This window comes from Falsirhodobacter sp. 20TX0035 (assembly GCF_028307215.1).
Lineage (GTDB): Bacteria > Pseudomonadota > Alphaproteobacteria > Rhodobacterales > Rhodobacteraceae > Falsirhodobacter.
The window spans coordinates 152,937-170,555 of the sequence record NZ_JAQMHV010000002.1 but is presented as its reverse complement, the minus strand read 5'-3'; the positions used below and the strand labels follow the sequence as shown (position 1 = coordinate 170,555).

The following is a 17,619-nucleotide window of genomic DNA, read 5'->3' as shown; positions in this document are numbered from 1 at the left end:
GGCTCACATCCGCGCGAAGTTGGTGGGCATGACGATCAGGTCGCGGACCGTCACCGTGCGCTTGCGCGTCAGCATGTATTCGACGGCGTCGGCCACCTCCTCGGGGTCCATCAGGCTGCCGGACTCCTTGGCCTTGCGCAGGTTCTCCTCGGGCCAGTCGGCCAGCAGGGCGGACACGACGGGGCCGGGCGACACCTGCGCCACGCGCACGCCGTGCGGAATCATCTGGCGGCGCATCCCCTGCACGAAGCTGGTCATCGCCCATTTGGAGGCGGAATAGACCGGCTCCCACTCGGCCGGGAAATGGCCCGCGATGGAGCATGTGACGATGATGTCGCCGGTCTTGCGCCCCATCATGTGGGGGATCACGGCGTGGACGTTCTTCATCACCGCGTTGATGTTCAGGTTCAGCATCTTGTCGATGGCGGCGGGGGTGGTGTCCACCAGATCGCCGCCGATGTAGCTGCCCGCGTTGCAGTACAGGATGTCGATGTGGTCCACCTTCGACAGGATCTCGGGCACCATGGCGTTGCAGCTGTCGGCGTCCAGCAGGTTCGTGACCTGTGGGATCGCGCGGTTGCCCAGACGATCCTTCAGCGCGTCGAGGGCCTTGGTGTCCCAGTCGACCATCACGACCGTCGCGCCGTTCTTCAGCAGCATCTCCGTGGTGGCCAGACCGATGCCCGAGGCCGCGCCGGTGATGACGGCGATCTTGCCGTTCAGGGATTCAGACATGTTCGTTCTCCGAAACTCAGCGCCACTCGCGCCCGATGTAGATGGCCAGAAGGATGATGAGGCCCTTGATCACGTCCTGCATGTACGGGTTGATGCCCATCAGGTTCAGGCCGTTGTTCAGGATGCCCAGAAGGATCGCGCCGATCAGCGTGCCAAGGATCAGGCCGCGCCCGCCGGCGATGGCGGTGCCGCCCAGAACCACCGCCGCGATGGCGTCCAGTTCGAACCCCACGCCGGCGTTGGGCTGGCCCGACATCAGGCGGCCCGTCAGGATCAGCGCCGCGATGGCGGCGGTCACGCCGGAAATGGCATAGACCGCCAGCTTCACGCGCTGCGTCTTCACGCCCGACAGCTTCGCCGCCAGTTCGTTGCCGCCGATGGCATAGACGTGGCGGCCAAAGGCCGTGCGCTGCAGCAGGACCCAGGCCAGCGCATAGACGATGACCATGGCGATCACCGGCACCGGTACGATCCCGATCCGCCCCACCCCGAACCACGAGATCCAGGACGGGATGCCCGAGATCGGGTAGCCCCCGGAATAGATGAGGCCGAGGCCCCGGGCGATGCCCATGGTGGCCAGCGTCACGATGATCGCGGGCATCCGGCCCCACGCCACCAGGAAGCCGTTGAAGACCCCCAGCACGACGCCGACGCCCAGGCCCGCCAGCAGCCCGACCCAGCCCGGCATGCCGAAGTTGACCATCAGGCCCGCGGCGATCGTTCCCGCCAGCGCCATGACCGCGCCCACCGACAGGTCGATCCCGCCCGTCAGGATGACGAAGGTCATCCCCACCGCGAGGATCGCCACGATCGACACCTGCCGCAGCACGTTGAAGATGTTGGAGACGGAGAAGAAGTTGTCGCTGGCAAAGCCCATCAGGACCGACACCACGATCAGTCCGATCAGCGGCAGGGCCAGGGGCGAATGCAGCAGGCGGCGGGCGTCGAACCGCCGTTCCACGGTGGCGTCATGCGACATTCTGGGTCCTCCCCGTGGTGGCGTGTGTCATGATGTCCTCTGAATTGATGTGCCCGCCCTCGACCGTGGCGACGATTCCGCCGCCCTTGAACACGCAGACGCGGTCGGACATGCCGATCACCTCCGGCAGCTCGGACGAGATCATGATGATCGAATGGCCCTGAGCCGTGTACTGGCGCATCAGGGCATAGATTTCGGCCTTGGCGCCCACGTCGATGCCGCGCGTCGGTTCGTCGAAGATCAGCACCTTGGTCTGATGGTTCAGCCAGCGCGCGATCACGACCTTCTGCTGGTTGCCGCCCGACAGGGTGTCGATCCGCGCGTCGGGCCCCTGTGCCTTCACACGCACGTTCCGCATGGCGTCCGCGGTCGCGGCGCGTTCGGCTTTCAGGTCGATGAACCAGTGGTTCCTGCGATACTTGCCATAGTTGTTCAACGAGATGTTCTGCAGGATCGAGAAGCTGGTGATCAGCCCCTGTTCCTTGCGGCTTTCGGGCAGAAGGCCGATGCCATGCGCCAGCCCGTCGGCCGGTTCGCGGAACCGCATCTCCTGCCCGTCGACGCGGACCCGGCAGCGGGCCGCGGGAAACGCCCCCAGCATGGCCAGCGCGGTTTCCGTCCGGCCCGAACCGACAAGGCCCGCGAAGCCCAGAATCTCCCCCTTGCGCAGCTGGAACGAGGATACGGGGCCGTTCTTGCGCAGCTGCACCTCCTCGCAGTCCAGCACGATCTCGGCCGGGATGTGGGCGGGCTTCGGCGGAAAGCTGTTCTCGATCCGGCGGCCGACCATCATCTCCACCAGCCGGTCGGTGTCGGTGTCGGCCACGGCGCAGGTGGCGACGAACGAGCCGTCGCGCAGGACGGTGATGCGGTCGCAGATCTCGAAGATCTCTTCCAGATGGTGCGAGATGAAGACGATGGCCACGCCCTGACGGCGCAGTTCGCGCATGACGGTGAACAGATGCTCCACCTCGTCGGGCGTCAGCGTCGCCGTGGGTTCGTCCAGCACGAGGATGCGGGCTTCAAGCGACAGGGCCTTCGCGATCTCCACGAACTGCTGTTCGGCCACCGACAGGCGGGCCACCGGCACGTCCAGCGGAATGGTCACCCCCAGTCGGCCAAGGATCATGCGGGCCCGCTCGCGCATCGCGCGGCGGTTCAGAAGGCCCAGGCGGGTGCGCTTCTCACGCGCCAGGAACATGTTGTCGACGGCGTTCAGATAGGGGATCAGGCTGAATTCCTGAAACACGATGCCGATGCCTGCCTCGATGGCGGCATCGTAATCGGCAAAGGTGCGCTCCTGCCCGTCCACGCGGATGGTGCCCTCGCTCGGTTGCAGGATGCCGCTGACGATCTTCATCAGCGTGGACTTGCCCGCCCCGTTCTCGCCCAGAAGGGCGTGGACCTCTCCACCGCGCACGGTCAGGTCGACGCCATGCAGCACCTGAACCGGGCCGAAGCTTTTCTTGATGCCGTTCAGTTCCAGCATGACTGCCTCCGGTTGGGGTGGCGCCGCCCGGCAGGGGGCGGCGCCGATGGGCTTACCAGGCGAAGTCGGCGGCGTTTTCCGCATCGACCACGCGCACGTCGATCGGCACGGCCTTCGGCACGACACGCGCGCCCCAGGTCTGTGCCAGCGCCATGGCCAGACCCACGCGGACCTGATCGCGCGGGAACTGCGCCGTCGTCTCGATGAACGGCCCGCCGTCCGCGATGGCCTTCACGGCTTCCGGCGCCCCGTCGACCGAGGTCAGCTTGATGTCGCGGCCCGATCCCTGGATCGCGGCCAGCGCACCCATCGCGCCACCATCGTTGACCGAGAAGATGCCGGCCAGATCCGCGTGCGACTGGATCATGTTCTCCACCACGCCAAGCGCGACCGAACGGTCCTGACGGCCGTTCTGGGTGTCGACCAGCGTGATGCCCTCATATTCGGCGAAGGCGGCCTTGCAGCCTTCCACGCGCTCCAGGATCGGAACGACGGGGATGCCGTCCAGGATCGCGACCTCGCCCTTGCCGTCCAGTTCGTCCGCGAGGTACTTGCAGGACATGTAGCCGGCGTCGCGGTTCTTCGAACCGACGAAGGTGTCGACCGGGCCGTTGGCCTGCGCGTCCACGGCGACGACGACCACGTCCTGCGCCTTGGCCATCGTCACGGCCGATTCCACGCCGGCGCTGTCGGTCGGGTTGATCAGCAGGATGTCGATGCCCTGCTGCAGCATGTCCTCGATGTCCGAGATCTGCTTGGCCACGTCATGGGCCGCGTCTGTGACCACCACCTCGGCACCGATGCTTTCGGCCGCTTCGTTCAGCGCCTCCTGCATGGACACGAAGTAGGGGTTGTTCATTTCCTGGAACGACATGCCGATCTTCAGGCCGTCCTGGGCCATCGCCGGGGCGGCGGCCAGCGCCAGCACCATGGCCGACGCGGTGCAAAGTGTCTTCTTCATCCGAAAGCTCCTCCCTCTTGGACCGTGACGGGCACGCGCCCGCCGTTGGACGACATCGTCCGAACCTGTGAACCCTGATCGCCCACCGGATCGCCGTTGGCGGCGAAGGTGGAACGGAACTGCGAAGGGGACATGCCCTTCAGCTTCAGGAAATGGCGATTGAAATTGGACAGGTTGCCGAACCCCACCTCGAAGCAGATCTCCGAAACCTTCACGTTGGGGCGGGTCAGCAGCATCTGGCAGGCAAGGTCCACCCGCAACTGGTTCTTGTAGCGGACAAGGGTCGATCCCGTGTGCCGCTTGAAGGCACGGGAAAACGCGCTCGGGCTGTGGCCGACCAGATCGGCCAGCTCCTTTTCGTCGATGCTCTCGGTCAGGTTCTCGCGCAGGTGGGCGATGGCGCGGTTGACGCCGCCCTGCGTCAGCTTGCCAAGGTCCAGCTCGTAGCTGAGGCTGGCCAGAACCTCCGGATGCGGCGCGTTCGACAGGTGATCAAGGATCTCCCAGAACAGCGCCATGCGCTTCAGGCCCCGCGCTTCGACCAGCCGCACCATCAGGGGGCGGACCGCGTCGCTGGTGGCCATGTCGAACAGCAACCCGCGATGGCTGCGGTCCAGAAGCGGGCGGATCGCCTCCGCCTCGGGCACGGTGGCGCAGGCGGTGTCGATGAAGCTTTCGGGGAACTGGATGACAAAGGAACGGGCGGTCACGACCTCGCCGGGCGCAATGTCGGAAATCCAGTTCTGCGGCAGGTTGGGGCCGGTCATGATCAGCTGGCCGGGGCCGAATCTTCCCGCGAAATCACCCACGTAGAACTTGCCCGACGTGGCGACGACCAGATGGATTTCGTATTCGGGATGATAATGCCACCGCACCGTCCGGAACGGATAGCCGTGCATCCACGCGGCAAAGCTTTCGCCTTTGCGAATATGGACCAGTTCCAGGTCGGGCTGCATCGTGTCTCCTCCACTCCCGCCCGCGCCATCCCCTCCGATGTCGTGGGCAGTGAGGGAGAACCTAACGGTTTTGCGACACGCGCTCTACGTCATCGCAAAGACATCGATGATACTTTTTTGCATAAAAAGTGTTGGTAGAGGATCGGTTGCGGGCGGCGCCATTCATGCCGCCCGCCACGGGTCACTGCGGCAGGACGATCTGCAGCTTCACGTCGGTCTCGCGCGCCTCGACCGCGCGGTCGAAGCCGGCCACGCTCTCGGCGAACGGGATGGAGGCGGAGATCAACGGCTTCAGATCCACTTTCCCCGACGCCATGAGCGAGATGGCGCGGTCGTAGACGTTGGCATAGCGGAACACCGTTTCCAGCCGCAGCTCCTTGGCCTGAAGGCCCACGATGTCCACGGGCACGGGATCGACCGGCATGCCCACCAGAACGATGGCCCCGCCCGGACGGGCCAGCTTTGCCATGCCTAGGATGGCCGGCGCCGCGCCCGAACATTCGAAGACGATGTCCGCGCCCCAGCCGTCGGTCGCCGCTGCCACCGCGTCGGGCAGCGAGGTGTTGCGGATGTTCACCGCCTCGATCCCGTCATAGGCGCCGATGATGTCCAGCTTGGGCTGGGCCAGATCCGCCACGATCACCCGGGCGCAACCGCCCGCCAGCGCCGCCAGCGCCACCATCATGCCGATGGGGCCTGCGCCCGTGACCACCGCCGTGTCGCCGGGCTGGATGCGCGCGCGCAGGGCCGCCTGCATGCCGATGGCGAAGGGTTCGACCATTGCGCCTTCGGCAAAGCTGACGGCGTCCGGCAACTTGTAGGTGAAGGCGGCGGGGTGGATCACCTCGGGCATCAGGCAACCGTGGATCGGCGGCGTCGCCCAGAAGCGGACGGACGGATCGACGTTGTACAACCCCAGCTTCGACGCGCGCGAGGTGGGATCGGGGATCCCCGGCTCCATGCACACGCGATCGCCGGGCTTCAGGTGGGACACGTCTGCGCCGCACTCGATCACAGTGCCCGACGCCTCGTGCCCCAGCACCATGGGCTCGTTCACCACGAAGTGGCCGATCTTGCCGTGGGTGTAGTAATGAACGTCGGACCCGCAGATCCCGACAGTGTGGACCTTGATGCGGACATCCTTCGGGCCAAGAGCCTCCGGGCTTTCGAAATCCCGCAGGGCAAGTTTGCCCTTCTCCTCCAGAACCAGCGCTTTCATCTGACTCTCCTTTCGTGCTGCCAATTGTGCTGGCGCGGGAACGAAGGGAAGTAAACGTCTTTCGTGACGGGCTGATGCAAAATCGGACGGGGCGGGAAAAAAGTATCGGCCGGGCCCCGCTTCCTGCACAGGGCCCGGTGTCTTAGGGGTGTCCGAACAGCTGCGGCCCCAGCGAGCCGACCCGGTCTTCGGCGATCAGCGCGGCCAGCAGGATCCGCGCCTGCCCCGGCCGCAGCCGTGCGGCGTGCAGCGCGCCGGCCTGCACCAGATCGTGCCCGCCACCGCCGCCGCCATATCCTGCCGCCAGCCGCCCCTGCGGCACGCGGCTGGAGGTGACGACCGGCACCCCGACTTCCACGCACCTCCGCACCGCCGCGACCACCGCCGGCGTGGCATTGCCGGAACCGAGCGCCACGAGGACGATGCCATGTGCCCCGGCGGCCAGACTCGCCTCGATGTGCAGCGCATCCCCACCCGGGGCGACCGCCACGAGGGCGACCCGCAGGCCCGCCACCGAGGCCGGCAGATGCACATCCCAAGGCCCTTCGGCGTTGGCACCGCAGGGGCGGAAGGCGTCGGGATCGTCCGCACTGTGCTTGTGGATCCCCCAGACCGGCATGTCGCGCCCGCCGAAGACTAGATGCACGCCTGCCTCCGGCGACAGCGCCTTGCGGATGGCCGCCGCCATGTTGGCCGGGCCGTCCGCCTGCGGATGATCGTCGGTGAACTGCGCCCCCGTGAACACCACGGGGCACCGCGCCCGATGCTGGAGGGAGACGAGAAGCGACGTCTCCTCCATCGAATCCGTGCCGTGCAGGATCACGACGCCCGCCACCTCGGGATCGGCCAGCTGCGCGCCCACGGCGTCGCTGATGGCCTGCATCTCTGCCAGTCCAAGTGTGGATGAATCCCGCGCGAACAGGTCCACCGGCCGCAGGCGCACCGGCGGCAGATCCCGCAGCCGCGCCAGAAGCGCCCCGCCGTCCAGATCCGGCGTGCTGGATCCGTCGACATCGCGGCGGCTGGCGATGGTGCCCCCGGTGGCGATCACCGCGACCAGGGGCGGAAGGCCCGCGCCCGCCATCAGCTCAGATCCAGATGGTCGCGGTCACGGCCCTGTTCGGCCGCGATGCGCCAGATGCGGTCCCGCATCAGGAACCAGCCCAACACCAGAACCGGAACGATCACCACCAGCGAGGCGACAGTCCAGGTGCCGATGGGATAGTCGAAGGCCATCAGCACGACCACGGCGGCCAGGAAGCCCAGCGTCAGCACGCCGGTCACGGGGGCGCCGAACATCCGGAACTCCGGCCGTGCGATCACGCCCTTGCGCGACAGGTGCCACAGCTTCAGCTGGCACAGCACGATGGTGCCCCAGGCCGTGATGATCCCAAGGGCCGCGACGTTCAGCGCGATCTCGAACGCGGCGGCGGGCACGACGGCGTTCAGCGCAACGCCCAGCACCGTCACGGCGGCGGTGACCGCGATCCCGCCATAAGGCACGCCCGCCCGGTTCATCCGCGCCAACGCCGCCGGGGCCGATCCCGACATGGCCATGGAATGCAGGATGCGCCCCGTCGAATACAACCCCGCGTTCAGAGAGGAGATGACCGCCGTCAGCACCACGAGGTTCATGATCACGTCCGCGCCCTGCACGCCGATCCGCCCGAAGAAGGTCACGAACGGGCTTTGCCCGGACACATAGGCTGTGTGCGGCAGCAGCAGCGACAGCAGGAAGACCGACCCCACGTAGAACACGATCAGCCGCAGGACCACGGTGCGGATGGCGCGCGGCATGACCTTGCGCGGATCCTCCGTCTCGCCCGCCGTGGTGCCGATCAGCTCGATCGAGGCATAGGCGAACACGACCCCCTGGATCACGATCAGCGCGGGCAGTACCCCATTGGGGAAGAAGCCCCCGAATTCGGTGATGGTGGCGAAACCGGGCACGTGGCCGTCGATGGGTGTGCCTGTCACGACGAACCAGATGCCCACGGCCAGGAAGGTGACCAGCGCCAGCACCTTGATGACGCTGAACCAGAACTCCATCTCTCCGAACACCTTCACGGACAGCATGTTCATCGCCAGCACAAGGATCAGCGCAGCCAGCGCGAACATCCACTGGTCGATCCCGGCCAGCCACGGCACATAGGCCTTGAAGAAGTTCATGTAGAGGGCGACGGCCGTCACATCCGCGACGGAGGTCATGGCCCAGTTCAGCCAGTACATCCAGCCCGCCACGAAGGCGAGCTTCTCTCCATAGAACTCCCGCGCATAGGACACGAACGAACCGGAGGTGGGCCGGTGCATGATCAACTCGCCCAGTGCACGCAGCACGAGGAAGGCGAAGAATCCGCACAGCGCGTACACCAGCACCAGCGACGGCCCGGCCGCGTTCAGCCGCCCGCCGGCGCCCAGGAACAGCCCCGTCCCGATGGCACCGCCAATGGCGATCATCTGGATCTGCCGGGGTTTCAGCCCCTTGTGATAACCCGCGTCCTCGTTGGCAAGCACGGTGCCCGCCCCGCTGTCCTGTTTCCGCATCCTGTCCCCTCGGTTCGTCCGGCGTAGGTGTTCCTGCAAAGCTGCATGACAGGTTTCCTGTAGAAAGGGGGACGTTTGGCGTCAAGGAAAATGGAGGTCAGCCCTCGCGCAGCGCGCCGGTCCCAAGGCGCGCCACCACCTGCCCCACCTTGTCCAGATGATCGCGCATTGCCGTTTCGGCCGCCTCCCGCCGCTCGTCGCGGATCGCCTCGGCGATGACGCGGTGCTCGATGTTGGAGGCGTCGCGCCGCGCCTCCATCACGTTCAGAAGGCTGGATTGCCGCATCAAGGATTCCCGCGCATCCGCCACCACCCCGGCGAAGACGGCGTTCTGCGAGCTTTCCGCGATCAGCGCATGAAAATCGGAATCCAGCCGCACCCAGAGGTCGTGATCCTCCTCACGCTCCATCCGCTCGCACAGCGCCAGAAGGCCGGCCAGCTGATCACCGGTGCGGCGCAGCGCGGCAAGGCCCGCCGCCGGAACCTCCACGCAGGGGCGGGCTTCGGCCAGATCGCGCGCGGAATAGCGGCCATAGCTGCGGTCCGGCGGCGCCAGCACATAGGTGCCGCTGCCGGTCCGGGTCTGCGTCAGGCCCAGCGTCTGCAAGGACCGCAACGCCTCACGCACGATGGGGCGGCTGACGCGGTATTTCAGCGCCAGACGCGTTTCGGACGGAAGGCGGCTGCCCACAGGGAACCGCCCGGCCAGAATGGCGTCGCGCAGCTCCTCGAACACAAGCTCGGCGGCGTTCTTGCGGTGGAACGGGGCGGGTGCGGTCAGCCAGTCGTCGATGTCGGTCATCCGCGCAGGATCGTTCCGCACCCCGCCCAAGTCAATCCACGTCCCCGGTCAGACGATGCGCGCAAGGGGCGCGTCGAAGGCCAGAAGGTCGCCCTGCGCGGCCAGACGCTCCACCCGACCCGCCTTCGGCGCCTCGATCCGGGTCTCCATCTTCATCGCCTCCATCACGGCGATGACGTCGCCTTCCGCCACCTCGGCACCATCCTCCACCTGCCAAAGGCTCAGCGTGCCGGACACGGGCGCCGTGACCGTGCCTTCGGCCGGCATGGGGGCGGCGTCCAAAGCCGCGGGCCCGCTGGGCAGGGCGGACAGAAGCCCCTGCGGCAGCCCCAGTTCATGCCGCCGCCCGTCGATCTCGATCGCGACGCGCAGCAGGGGGGTGCCCTGCGCCGGGGTGACACGGGGATGCGCCGCCAGTTCGGCGGCCAGCGTTTCGGCGAAATCCGTCTCGATCCAGCGGGTGTGGACGCGGAAGTCGCCGTTCTCGGCCCGGAAGTCGGGCTGGCGCAGCACTGCGCGGTGGAAGGGGATGACCGTGGCCACGCCCTCCACCCGAAATTCGGCCAAAGCGCGTGCGGCGCGGGCCAGCGCCTCGTCGCGCGTGGCGCCGGTCACGATCAGCTTGGCCATCATGGAATCGAAACTGGCCGCCACCTGACCGCCCGTGCTCACGCCGCTGTCCATCCGCACGCCGGGGCCGGAAGGCGCATCCCACAGCGTGACCGGACCGGGCGTGGGCAGGAAGCCGCGCGCCGGATCCTCAGCGTTGATGCGGAATTCGATGGAATGGCCGCGCGGGGCCGGCGTCGTGTCATCCACCAGCCGCGCGCCCGCCGCCACGCGGATCATCGCGCGGACAAGGTCGATGCCCGTCGTCTCCTCCGTCACGGGGTGCTCGACCTGAAGGCGGGTGTTGACCTCCAGGAAGGACAGGGTGCCGTTTTCGGACAGCAGGAACTCCACCGTGCCGGCACCGCTGTAGCCCGCCTTGGCGCAGACGTCGCGGGCGGCATCCAGGATGCGCTGCGTCATCTCGGGGGCAAGGAAGGGCGCCGGCGCTTCCTCCACCAGCTTCTGGTTGCGCCGCTGAAGCGAGCAGTCGCGCGTGCCCAGCACCTTCACCGTGCCGTGGCAGTCCGCCAGAACCTGCGCCTCGATGTGGCGGGGCCGGTTCAGGAACTGTTCGACAAAGCATTCGCCCCGACCAAAGGCCGTGACCGCCTCGCGCGTGGCGCTGCCGAACAGCTCCTCCACCTCCTCCAGCCGCCAAGCGACCTTCATGCCGCGCCCGCCGCCGCCATGGGCCGCCTTGATCGCCAGGGGCAGGCCGTGATCGCGCGCAAAGGCTAGCGCTTCTGCTGCTGTCACCGGACCGGGCGATCCGGCCACAAGGGGGGCGCCCACGGCTTCGGCGATCCGACGCGCCTCGATCTTGTCGCCCAGGGCGTCGATCACCTGCGGGTCGGGGCCGATCCAGACCAGCCCCGCGTCCAGCACCGCCTGCGCGAAATCCGCGCGTTCGGAGAGGAAGCCATAGCCCGGATGCACCGCGTCCGCGCCCGCCGTGGCGGCCACCGCGAGGATCTTCGCCGCGTTCAGATAGGTGTCGGCGGGCGTGTCGCCGTTCAGGGCATAAGCCTCATCCGCGGCGCGCACGAACAGCGCGTCCCGGTCGGCATCGGCATAGATCGCGACCGAGGCGATCCCTTCGTCCCGGCAGGCGCGGATGATCCGAAGCGCGATTTCCCCGCGATTGGCGATCAGAATGCGGCGGATCGGGCGCGGGTCGGGGGTGTCGATGAAAAGGGTCATGGTGCGGCCTTGGGCGTGATAGGGGCGAAGGGGTCCTGCGCGACAAAGCGGATGCGCGCGCCCGGCGGGATTTGAGCGGCCAGATCCAGCGCGTCCGGATGCACCGTCGCGATGACCGGATAGCCGCCGGTCAGGGGGTGGTCGGCCAGAAAGAACACGGGCTGGCCGGAATGGGGGATCTGGATCGCGCCTGTTTCCGTCCCCTCGGACGGCAGTTCGCGGGGGCCGCGGGTCAGGGGCTCCGCCCCCTCCAGCCGCATCCCAACGCGGGAGGACAGCGGAGAGACCGTCCAGTCCTGCGTCAGGAACCGTTCCACCTGATCGGGTTCGAACCAGTCGGTGCGGGGGCCAAGAGTCACAGGGATCTCCACAACCTCCCCCGCCACCGGAAGAACGGGCCGAGGGGCGGGCGCGGCGTCCACCGCCCCGGCCGGCGCGTGGCCGAACGGCACAACGCTTCCGGTCACCAGCGGCTCCGGCCCGATATGCGCCAGCGTGTCGCGCGAGGCGGAGTGCATCACCGGCGCCACCCCGAACCCGCCGCGCACCGCCAAATAGCTGCGCATCCCGCGTGCGGGCGGCGGCAGGACCAGCGTTTCGCCCGCGTCCAGAGCGAAGGGGCGGGACAGGTCGACCGGGATGCGCCGGCCGTCCGCCTCGATCTCCGCCCGGTCGGCGGCGCCTTCCAAGGCCAGTGTCACGGGTTCGTCCACGGTCAGGCGCACCGGACCCAGCGTGATCTCCAGCACCGCCGTGTTCGACGGGTTGCCGACACGCCGGTTGGCGCGGCGCAGGCTGCCCACATCCAGCGCGCCGGAGGCCGAAACCCCCTGTCCGCCCTGCCCCGGACGGCCTTCGTCCTGAAGCGTGATCGGAAAGGCGGTGGCCGCGACATGCAGGCCACGGGTGGCTACGGCAGGCGGCGGTGCGGCGGCGCGGGGAACGGCGGCGCGCTCCACAAAGCGCACCCGCTGGCCCGGGGCCAGCAGCGCCGGCGGATCGCGGGACAGGTCGAACATCGGCACGTCGGTGCGCCCGATCAGCTGCCAGCCGCCCGGCGCTTCCAGCGGATAGATGCCGGAGAAGCGGCCGCCAAGCGCCACGGAACCCGGCGGGATCTTCGTGCGGGGCGAGGATCGGCGCGGCACGTCAAAGCGCGGATCGTCGCAGGTCATGTAGGCGAAACCCGGGGCAAAGCCGCAGAAGGCCACCTGCCACACCAGCGCCTGATGCGCCGCGACCACCTCGTCCACCGGCAGGTTCATCAGGCGCGACACCTCGGCCAGATCCTCACCGTCATAGGTGACGGGCAGTTCGATCACGGGCGCGGTGTTTTCGGGCGGCGCGGTTCCGGGCGGTGGCTGGCGGGCCAGGATCGCGGCGGCCAGCGCCGCGTCGGCCGCATATCTCACCTTCGTGCGCACCATCAGCGTGCGGGCGGCGGGCACGATCTCGGCCACGCCTTCCACCGGGTTGGCGTTCAGCGCGTCGAACAGGACCAGCGTGTCGTCCAGATCGGCCAGCTCGACCAGAAGGGTGCGGGGCCCCACGGGCAGGAAGGTCGCGCTCATACCTGCCACCGCGTGTCCGGAATGTCGGTGACGAACATGTGGCCCGGCGCATGGGTGATGGCAAACGGCACGCCCGAGGCCATGACGGCCGCCTGTGGGGTGACGCCGCAGGCCCAGAAGACCGGGATCTCACCCTCCCGCACCTTTACCGCGTCACCGAAATCGGGGCGCGACAGGTTCGCGATGCCAAGCGAGGCCGGATCGCCCACATGCACCGGCGCGCCGTGCACCGCCGGGTAACGGCCGGTGATGGTGGCGGCGTCCGCCACGCGGTCCGCCGGGATCGGGCGCATGGACACGACCATCGGCCCGTGCATTCGCCCGGCCGGGCGGCAGGCGCGGTTGGTGGCATACATCGGCACGTTGCAGCCTTGGGCGATGTGCCGCACCTCAATCCCCGCCTGCTGCAGCGGGGTTTCAAAGGTGAAGGAACAGCCGATCAGAAAGGTGACGAGGTCCGGATGCTCGGCCCAGGCCGAGGTGGCGTCGGGCACCTCCTCGGCCAGCCGGCCGTCGCGCCAGACGCGATACAGCGGCAGGTCGCGGCGCAGATCCGCGCCTTCGGCCAGAACGGTGTCGAAGCGCCCCGCCTCCGTCACGTCCAGCACCGGGCAGGCCTTCGGGTTGCGTTGGGCGTAAAGCAGAAAGTCCCACGCCCAGTCCTTGGGAAGGGAGATCATGTTGCACTGCGTGAAACCGGGCGCCATTCCGGCGGTCGGGGCCACCAGCCCCTCGCGGCACGCCATTCGGGCGTCAAGCGAGGTCATCCTGCGAAGCTCCGGATGGCGACGCCGCCCTGCACCAGAACCTCGCGCACGCGCTGCGCCATGGCGACCGCGCCGGGGCTGTCGCCATGGATGCAGATGCTGTCGGCCTGAAGTTCAAGGGTGGAGCCGTCGATCGCCTCGATCACGCCTTCGGCCGCCAGCCGCAGCATGCGTGCGGCCACCGTGTCCGGATCGTGCAGGACGGCCCCGGTCTCTCTCCGCGACACCAGCGTGCCTTCGGACGTGTAGGCGCGGTCGGCGAACGCTTCGGCCACGACCGGAAGGCCGGCCGCACGGGCGCGGTCCAGGATCGGCGCCCCGGCCAGCCCCATCATCACCAGCGACGGATCGACCGCCAGCATCCCCGCGATCACCGCATCGGCCTGCCGCGCATCGGCCGCGATGGTGTTATAGAGCGCGCCATGCGGCTTCACATAGCGCACACGCGTGCCCGCCGCCTGCGCCAGCCCCTGAAGCGCGCCGATCTGGTAGATCACGTCGGCCGTCAGTTCCGCCGACGTCACGTCCATGTTGCGGCGCCCGAACCCCACCCGGTCGGGATAGGAGACATGGGCCCCCACCACGACACCGCGTTCCACCGCCTGCCGCAGCGTCTGCAGGATCCCCGCGGGATCGCCCGCGTGAAAGCCGCAGGCGACGTTGGCGGAACTGACGATGCCCAGCATGGTGGGATCGTCGCCCATGCTCCAGGCGCCGTAGCCTTCGCCCAGATCGCTGTTCAGGTCGATATGCGGTGCCATGGGGTCCTCCTTACAGGCCGATGAAGGCGAAGATGTTGCCGACGGATTTATAGCCCATGTACCAGGTCAGCGCACAGACCAGCGCGCTGGCCACCAGCAGCGGACGGTTGTAGCGGTGCCCGCCCATCAGGTCGGAACGGGCAAAGCCGATCCAGGTGAAGATGGTCAGGCCGATGGGCAGGATCAGCCCGTTGAACCCGCCGACGAAGACAAGGATCGCGGCCGGGGGCGTGGTCATCGCCAGATAGACCGCCAGCGACACGGCGATGAAGATCACGGTCGCGATGTTGCGCGCGCGGTCCGTCATCGGCCGGAACACCGGCAGGAAGCTGACAGACGTGTAGGCCGCCCCGATGACCGAGGTGATGGCCGCCGCCCAGAACACCAGGCCGAAGATGCGAAGGCCGACCTCTCCCGCCGCATGGCTGAAGGCTTGCGCGGCCGGGTTCGCCGTCTGGCTGGACAGGTCCAGCGTCACGCCGCTGGCGACCACACCAAGGATGGCAAGGAACAGCACGAAGCGCATCAGGCCGGTCACCGCGATGCCCGTCAGCGCGGCACGGGTGACGGCGGGCAGATGCTCCGGCCCCGTCAGGCCCTTGTCGATCAGGCGGTGGGCGCCGGAATAGGTGATGTAGCCGCCCACGGTGCCGCCCACGATGGTGGTGATGGTGGCAAAGTCGATGGTGTCGGGCAGGACGGTCTGGCGCAGCGCCTCACCCACCGGAGGGCCGGAGACGAAGGCCACGAACACGGTCAGCACGATCATCACGATGCCAAGGACAATGATGATGCGATCCAGCAGCACTCCCGCGCGGGCCGACAGGAAGATCCCGATCGCCAGCAAGGCCGACAGCGCGCCGCCGATCTTCGGATCCAGCCCCAGAAGCGCGTTGAGGCCAAGGCCCGCGCCCGCGATGTTGCCCACGTTGAAGGCCAGCCCGCCGATGATGACAAGGATCGCCAGAAGATAGCCCGCCCCCGGCAGCGCCGCGTTGGCCGTTTCGGCGGCGCGGCGGCGGGTCAGGGCGGTGATGCGCCAGATGTTCAGCTGCACCACGAAGTCGATAACGATGGAGGCGAGGATCGCGAAGGCGAACGCCGCGCCCAACCGTGCGGTGAAGGTCGCCGTCTGGGTGATGAAGCCCGGCCCGATGGCGGATGTCGCCATAAGGAAAATCGCCGCCATGAACGAGCCGCGAAGCGTCGCGCTGCTGGCGGAAGGTGTGGTCGCGTCGCCGCTCATCGAAATCTCTCCCTGATGGATGTCTGCGGTATTGCGGCCACACAGATCCCCCTCCCCGTGGGACCGCAACCTGACACTACATACGCCACGGTATTGTTCAACGATTTTTCGGCCTGAATGATGAAAGCCGTGTCAGGGTGATGACAAAACGGGCAGAAGGAAAAGCGTGATCCCCCGTGGCCCTGTCCCCCGATCCGCGTTATCTGCGGGGGGATGACATCGGGGACGGACATGACCGCGCACGACCTTCTTCCCGGCCTGGCCGAACAGGTGGCCCTTGCCCTGCGCGACCGGATCATCGGGGGCGAACTGACACCCGGCCTGCGCCTGTCGGAAACGCGTCTGGCCGCCGAACTGGGAATTTCGCGCAACACGCTGCGCGAGGTGTTCCGCCTTTTGACGCGCGACGGGCTGCTGCGGCACGAACCGAACCGGGGGGTGTTCGTGGCCACGCCGTCGATGGCCGCCATCCTTGACATCTACCGCGTGCGCCGGCTGATCGAGGTTCCGGCGCTGGCGCAAGGCTGGCCCCGGCACGCCGCCGTGGCGCAGATGCACGCGGCGGTGGACCGGGCCGAGGGCGCGCAAGCGCAGGGTGACTGGCGTGGCGTAGGCAGCGCCAACATGGAGTTCCACACCGCCATCGTGTCCTTGGCCGACAGCCCGCGGCTGAATCGGTTCTTTGCGCAGGTGGTGGCCGAGATGCGGCTGGCCTTCGGCCTTCTGGGCAGCCCCGAGGAGTTGCACGCCCCCTATATCCAGCGCAACCGCGACATCCTGCGGCAGCTGGAGGCGGGGGACAGCGCGGCCGCCGCCGCCGAACTGGAGCGCTATCTGGACGTTTCCGAACGCAACCTCATGTCGGCCTTTGCCCGCCTGACGGGGGGGTGAGCCGTCAGCCCTGCAGAACAACCGCCGGTTCGGGCACCCCCCGCACGGGCTGGTCGTTCAGGCGGGCGGTGCGGCGGAACGTCTTGCCGCCATGGGGTTCATCGGCCCGCGCCTCCTCGTCCATGCCTTCCAAAGCCGAGGTCGCGAACAGTTCCGTCATGTCCACGCCGCCAAAGGCGGGGCAGGAGATCTGGGTGGCGGGGAAGCGCTCCTCTCCTAGATACCCGGCGTCGGGGCCATAGCAGGCGACCCGGCTTGCGCCCCATTGGGCCAGCCAAAGCCGGCCCTCGGCGTCCACCGTCGCGCCGTCCGGGAACAGGCCCTGGTCCGTCAGATCCAGAAACACCTGCAGCTCGCCCACCGGCCAGCCGGTCGCGGGGTCGAGCGATTGGCGGAACACCGTCTGCGCCGCCGTGTCCGCGAAGTAACCGACACGCGCGGGTGCGTCGAAGCAGATCGCATTGGGGATCGTGATCCCGCCGTGCAGCCGGCGCAGCTCTCCCCCATACCAGCGGTAGATGGCGCCCTGCCCGGCCTCCGCCTTGCGGCCCATGGTGCCGATCCAGAACCCGCCCCAAGGATCGGCCTTGCCGTCGTTGCTGCGCGTGTCGGGACGGTCCGCCTCCAGATCCTGCACGCGGTGCCGGTGGCCCGTGCCCAGATGCAGCACCCACAGCGCACTGGCCGAGGCGACCAGAAGGCGGTCCAAGTCGATCCAGCCGGCGGCCGAAACGGGCTCGTCCCAGTCCCAGTGCCGCCCTTCGCCGTAAAACCGGTGCGAAAGGATGTCGAACCAGAAGAACTCGGCGCGCTTGGGATGCCAGAAAGCGCCCTCGCCCAGTTCGCAACGCGTGTGGCTGTGGATCATCGACATCCCCCCGTTTGC

The 17,619-nt window shown here is 68.0% G+C and carries 16 protein-coding genes; 1 reads left to right on the top strand and 15 read right to left on the bottom strand.

Annotated features, from left to right (window positions below; all coding sequences use genetic code 11):
* Nucleotides 1–3 precede the first annotated feature (3 nt).
* The 14 genes from PIJ50_RS04840 to PIJ50_RS04775 all read right to left on the bottom strand — a co-directional run bounded on the left by PIJ50_RS04840 (nt 4) and on the right by PIJ50_RS04775 (nt 15,842).
* Complete coding sequence (locus PIJ50_RS04840) at nt 4–735, bottom strand: SDR family oxidoreductase (protein WP_271973221.1); 732 nt, start codon at nt 733–735, stop codon at nt 4–6.
* A 16-nt stretch (nt 736–751) separates the two neighbouring features.
* Nucleotides 752–1,714 carry an ABC transporter permease gene (locus PIJ50_RS04835; protein WP_271973219.1) on the bottom strand — a complete coding sequence of 321 codons (963 nt, stop codon included), beginning with the start codon at nt 1,712–1,714 and terminating at the stop codon, nt 752–754.
* Nucleotides 1,704–3,203, bottom strand: coding sequence for a sugar ABC transporter ATP-binding protein (locus PIJ50_RS04830; RefSeq protein ID WP_271973217.1), 1,500 nt, complete (start codon nt 3,201–3,203; stop codon nt 1,704–1,706). Before PIJ50_RS04830 ends, PIJ50_RS04835 begins: the two co-directional genes overlap by 11 nt.
* A gap of 52 nt (nt 3,204–3,255) precedes the next feature.
* On the bottom strand, nt 3,256–4,164 hold the full coding sequence (locus PIJ50_RS04825; RefSeq protein WP_271973215.1) for an ABC transporter substrate-binding protein: 909 nt from the start codon (nt 4,162–4,164) through the stop codon (nt 3,256–3,258).
* On the bottom strand, nt 4,161–5,120 hold the full coding sequence (locus PIJ50_RS04820) for an AraC family transcriptional regulator (RefSeq protein WP_271973213.1): 960 nt from the start codon (nt 5,118–5,120) through the stop codon (nt 4,161–4,163). Before PIJ50_RS04820 ends, PIJ50_RS04825 begins: the two co-directional genes overlap by 4 nt.
* Before the next feature lie 181 nt (nt 5,121–5,301).
* Nucleotides 5,302–6,339 carry an NAD(P)-dependent alcohol dehydrogenase gene (locus tag PIJ50_RS04815; RefSeq protein ID WP_271973212.1) on the bottom strand — a complete coding sequence of 346 codons (1,038 nt, stop codon included), beginning with the start codon at nt 6,337–6,339 and terminating at the stop codon, nt 5,302–5,304.
* A gap of 142 nt (nt 6,340–6,481) precedes the next feature.
* Entirely contained in the window at nt 6,482–7,423 is a 942-nt protein-coding gene (locus PIJ50_RS04810) for an asparaginase (RefSeq protein ID WP_271973211.1), read from the bottom strand.
* Entirely contained in the window at nt 7,423–8,883 is a 1,461-nt protein-coding gene (locus PIJ50_RS04805) for an amino acid permease (protein WP_271973209.1), read from the bottom strand. Before PIJ50_RS04805 ends, PIJ50_RS04810 begins: the two co-directional genes overlap by 1 nt.
* A gap of 97 nt (nt 8,884–8,980) precedes the next feature.
* Nucleotides 8,981–9,685 carry a FadR/GntR family transcriptional regulator gene (locus tag PIJ50_RS04800; protein WP_271973206.1) on the bottom strand — a complete coding sequence of 235 codons (705 nt, stop codon included), beginning with the start codon at nt 9,683–9,685 and terminating at the stop codon, nt 8,981–8,983.
* A gap of 48 nt (nt 9,686–9,733) precedes the next feature.
* Entirely contained in the window at nt 9,734–11,497 is a 1,764-nt protein-coding gene (locus PIJ50_RS04795; protein ID WP_271973204.1) for an acetyl/propionyl/methylcrotonyl-CoA carboxylase subunit alpha, read from the bottom strand.
* A complete protein-coding gene (locus PIJ50_RS04790; RefSeq protein WP_271973203.1) occupies nt 11,494–13,068 on the bottom strand; it encodes a 5-oxoprolinase subunit B/C family protein in 1,575 nt (524 codons plus the stop codon). Before PIJ50_RS04790 ends, PIJ50_RS04795 begins: the two co-directional genes overlap by 4 nt.
* Nucleotides 13,065–13,835, bottom strand: coding sequence for a putative hydro-lyase (locus PIJ50_RS04785; RefSeq protein ID WP_271973202.1), 771 nt, complete (start codon nt 13,833–13,835; stop codon nt 13,065–13,067). Before PIJ50_RS04785 ends, PIJ50_RS04790 begins: the two co-directional genes overlap by 4 nt.
* Entirely contained in the window at nt 13,832–14,596 is a 765-nt protein-coding gene (locus PIJ50_RS04780) for a LamB/YcsF family protein (RefSeq protein WP_271973201.1), read from the bottom strand. The genes PIJ50_RS04785 and PIJ50_RS04780 overlap by 4 nt, the downstream gene beginning before the upstream one ends.
* Before the next feature lie 10 nt (nt 14,597–14,606).
* On the bottom strand, nt 14,607–15,842 hold the full coding sequence (locus PIJ50_RS04775) for an NRAMP family divalent metal transporter (protein WP_271973199.1): 1,236 nt from the start codon (nt 15,840–15,842) through the stop codon (nt 14,607–14,609).
* 231 nt (nt 15,843–16,073) lie between these two features.
* Here PIJ50_RS04775 and PIJ50_RS04770 point away from each other — a divergent pair, with 231 nt between their 5' ends.
* On the top strand, nt 16,074–16,733 hold the full coding sequence (locus PIJ50_RS04770; RefSeq protein WP_271973198.1) for a GntR family transcriptional regulator: 660 nt from the start codon (nt 16,074–16,076) through the stop codon (nt 16,731–16,733).
* A gap of 4 nt (nt 16,734–16,737) precedes the next feature.
* Here the strand turns inward: PIJ50_RS04770 and PIJ50_RS04765 are convergent, their stop codons facing one another.
* Nucleotides 16,738–17,607: an SMP-30/gluconolactonase/LRE family protein gene (locus PIJ50_RS04765; RefSeq protein WP_442900711.1), complete on the bottom strand. Its 870-nt coding sequence runs from the start codon at nt 17,605–17,607 to the stop codon at nt 16,738–16,740.
* Nucleotides 17,608–17,619: the final 12 nt, after the last annotated feature.

What these genes read in the sequence shown, in the direction of transcription:
- PIJ50_RS04840 (WP_271973221.1), bottom strand. Translation starts at nt 735, where the DNA reads ATGTCTGAATCCCTGAACGGCAAGATCGCCGTCATCACCGGCGCGGCC.
- PIJ50_RS04835 (WP_271973219.1), bottom strand. Translation starts at nt 1,714, where the DNA reads ATGTCGCATGACGCCACCGTGGAACGGCGGTTCGACGCCCGCCGCCTG.
- PIJ50_RS04830 (WP_271973217.1), bottom strand. Translation starts at nt 3,203, where the DNA reads ATGCTGGAACTGAACGGCATCAAGAAAAGCTTCGGCCCGGTTCAGGTG.
- PIJ50_RS04825 (WP_271973215.1), bottom strand. Translation starts at nt 4,164, where the DNA reads ATGAAGAAGACACTTTGCACCGCGTCGGCCATGGTGCTGGCGCTGGCC.
- PIJ50_RS04820 (WP_271973213.1), bottom strand. Translation starts at nt 5,120, where the DNA reads ATGCAGCCCGACCTGGAACTGGTCCATATTCGCAAAGGCGAAAGCTTT.
- PIJ50_RS04815 (WP_271973212.1), bottom strand. Translation starts at nt 6,339, where the DNA reads ATGAAAGCGCTGGTTCTGGAGGAGAAGGGCAAACTTGCCCTGCGGGAT.
- PIJ50_RS04810 (WP_271973211.1), bottom strand. Translation starts at nt 7,423, where the DNA reads ATGGCGGGCGCGGGCCTTCCGCCCCTGGTCGCGGTGATCGCCACCGGG.
- PIJ50_RS04805 (WP_271973209.1), bottom strand. Translation starts at nt 8,883, where the DNA reads ATGCGGAAACAGGACAGCGGGGCGGGCACCGTGCTTGCCAACGAGGAC.
- PIJ50_RS04800 (WP_271973206.1), bottom strand. Translation starts at nt 9,685, where the DNA reads ATGACCGACATCGACGACTGGCTGACCGCACCCGCCCCGTTCCACCGC.
- PIJ50_RS04795 (WP_271973204.1), bottom strand. Translation starts at nt 11,497, where the DNA reads ATGACCCTTTTCATCGACACCCCCGACCCGCGCCCGATCCGCCGCATT.
- PIJ50_RS04790 (WP_271973203.1), bottom strand. Translation starts at nt 13,068, where the DNA reads ATGAGCGCGACCTTCCTGCCCGTGGGGCCCCGCACCCTTCTGGTCGAG.
- PIJ50_RS04785 (WP_271973202.1), bottom strand. Translation starts at nt 13,835, where the DNA reads ATGACCTCGCTTGACGCCCGAATGGCGTGCCGCGAGGGGCTGGTGGCC.
- PIJ50_RS04780 (WP_271973201.1), bottom strand. Translation starts at nt 14,596, where the DNA reads ATGGCACCGCATATCGACCTGAACAGCGATCTGGGCGAAGGCTACGGC.
- PIJ50_RS04775 (WP_271973199.1), bottom strand. Translation starts at nt 15,842, where the DNA reads ATGAGCGGCGACGCGACCACACCTTCCGCCAGCAGCGCGACGCTTCGC.
- PIJ50_RS04770 (WP_271973198.1), top strand. Translation starts at nt 16,074, where the DNA reads ATGACCGCGCACGACCTTCTTCCCGGCCTGGCCGAACAGGTGGCCCTT.
- PIJ50_RS04765 (WP_442900711.1), bottom strand. Translation starts at nt 17,607, where the DNA reads ATGTCGATGATCCACAGCCACACGCGTTGCGAACTGGGCGAGGGCGCT.